2 protein-coding genes are annotated in these 1,960 nt (G+C 46.6%); both read right to left on the bottom strand.

The genetic code is table 11. The annotated features are described in order from the left end of the window. Positions 1 to 118: 118 nt before the first annotated feature. Positions 119 to 460, bottom strand: coding sequence for a ribulose bisphosphate carboxylase small subunit (locus J3998_RS13005; protein WP_208151095.1), 342 nt, complete (start codon positions 458 to 460; stop codon positions 119 to 121). Positions 461 to 510: 50 nt separating this feature from the next. Further along, a complete protein-coding gene (locus J3998_RS13000; protein ID WP_208151094.1) occupies positions 511 to 1,920 on the bottom strand; it encodes a form I ribulose bisphosphate carboxylase large subunit in 1,410 nt (469 codons plus the stop codon). Positions 1,921 to 1,960 lie beyond the last annotated feature (40 nt).

Raw genomic sequence — 1,960 nt, 5'->3', positions numbered from 1 at the left:
GCACCACCAAGCTGAGCTTGACGGCGTGCTTGCGCTGCTGCGCGACCACTTTGAGATTGACTCATTATTTGGCCTCCCTTTTCGTTCGTTAGTTAATTACTTAAATACCAATTGGCAATTACATGCCACGTGGCTTGTAAACTACGAACTCATGACCTTTACACTGCGTGTAGTTGTCATAACCAACAACACGGATCATGTGGTCTGGGTACTCACGACGGCACTCTTCGATCTCTGCCAATACAGCATTCGGATCGCGCATACCGAAGAATGGAAGTTTCCACATATCCCAGTAAGTCGCTTGGATGTTTGCCGGAGTATCATGCTCGATAGACGGCGCCCAACCTTGGTTGATTAGGTATACGATTTGGTCGTAGATTTCATCTGCAGTTAGTTCTGGTAGGAAACCGAATGTTTCCATTGTGAACTTAGTGCGGTAATCAGTTGTGTTAAAAGACATCTTTTAAACTCCTTAGTTTACGTATTCGATTAGTCAGTTTTCAGCGACGATTAAGCGTCTAGCTTGTCAACAGTGTCGAATTCGAACTTGATTTCTTTCCAAGTCTCTAGAGCTACTGCTAGTTCTGGAGAGTAACGCGCTGCGTCACGTAGGATGTCAGCACCTTCACGCTCAACATCACGACCTTCGTTACGTGCTTTAACACAAGCTTCTAGTGCCACACGGTTAGCCGCTGCACCTGCTGCGTTACCACCTGGGTGACCTTGCGTACCACCACCGAACTGAAGAACTGAGTCATCACCGAAGATCGTTACAAGTGCTGGCATGTGCCATACGTGGATACCACCAGAGGCTACTGCGAATACACCAGGCATTGAACCCCAGTCTTGGTCGAAGAATACACCGCGTGAACGATCTTCTGGAACGAATGCTTCACGTAGTTGGTCAACGAAACCTAGAGTAGACGCACGGTCACCTTCAAGTTTACCTACAACCGTACCGGTGTGAAGTTGGTCACCACCAGATAGACGTAGACACTTCGCTAGTACGCGGAAGTGAATACCGTGTAGTGGGTTACGGTCGATTACTGCGTGCATTGCGCGGTGAATGTGTAGCAGGATACCGTTTTTACGACACCAAGCCGCAAGACCGGTGTTTGCTGTGAAACCACCAGTGATGAAATCGTGCATGATGATCGGTTGACCTAGGTCTTTCGCGAATTCAGCACGCTCGTACATTGCTTCTGGAGTTGCAGCCGTTACGTTTAGGTAGTGACCTTTTTTCTCGCCAGTTACGTCTTGCGCTTTGTTTACCGCTTCTGCAACGAACTCGAAACGGTTCTGCCAACGCATGAACGGTTGTGAGTTGATGTTTTCATCATCTTTAGTGAAATCTAGACCGCCACGTAGACATTCGTATACTGCACGACCGTAGTTCTTACCAGATAGACCTAGTTTAGGTTTGATAGTACAACCTAGTAGTGGACGACCGTATTTGTTCATGCGGTCACGCTCTACTTGGATACCGTTTGGTGGACCCATACAAGTCTTGATGTATGCGATCGGGAAACGGATGTCTTCTAGACGTAGTGAACGTAGTGCTTTAAAGCCGAATACGTTACCAACTAGTGACGTTAGTACGTTTACTACTGAACCTTCTTCGAATAGGTCTAGAGGGTACGCGATGAATGCGTAGAATGCGTTTGAATCACCAGGAACGTCTTCAATTCGGTATGCACGACCTTTGTAGAAGTCCATATCGGTTAGAAGGTCTGTCCATACTGTTGTCCAAGTACCTGTTGAAGATTCTGCTGCAACCGCTGCTGCAACTTCTTCACGTGGTACACCTTCTTGTCCAACGATTTTGAAACAAGCCAATAGATCTGTGTCTAAAGGTACATAATCTGGAGTCCAGTAAGTCAACTGGTAATCTTGTACACCAGCATCAAATGTTTGTGCCATAGTTAAATGCTCCCTTTATGGTTGGAGTTGAATTAAATTC

The organism is Thiomicrorhabdus marina, from assembly GCF_017571465.1.
Lineage (GTDB): Bacteria > Pseudomonadota > Gammaproteobacteria > Thiomicrospirales > Thiomicrospiraceae > Thiomicrorhabdus > Thiomicrorhabdus marina.
The sequence above is the reverse complement of the archived record's forward strand: the minus strand, read 5'-3'. Positions and strand labels throughout refer to the sequence as shown.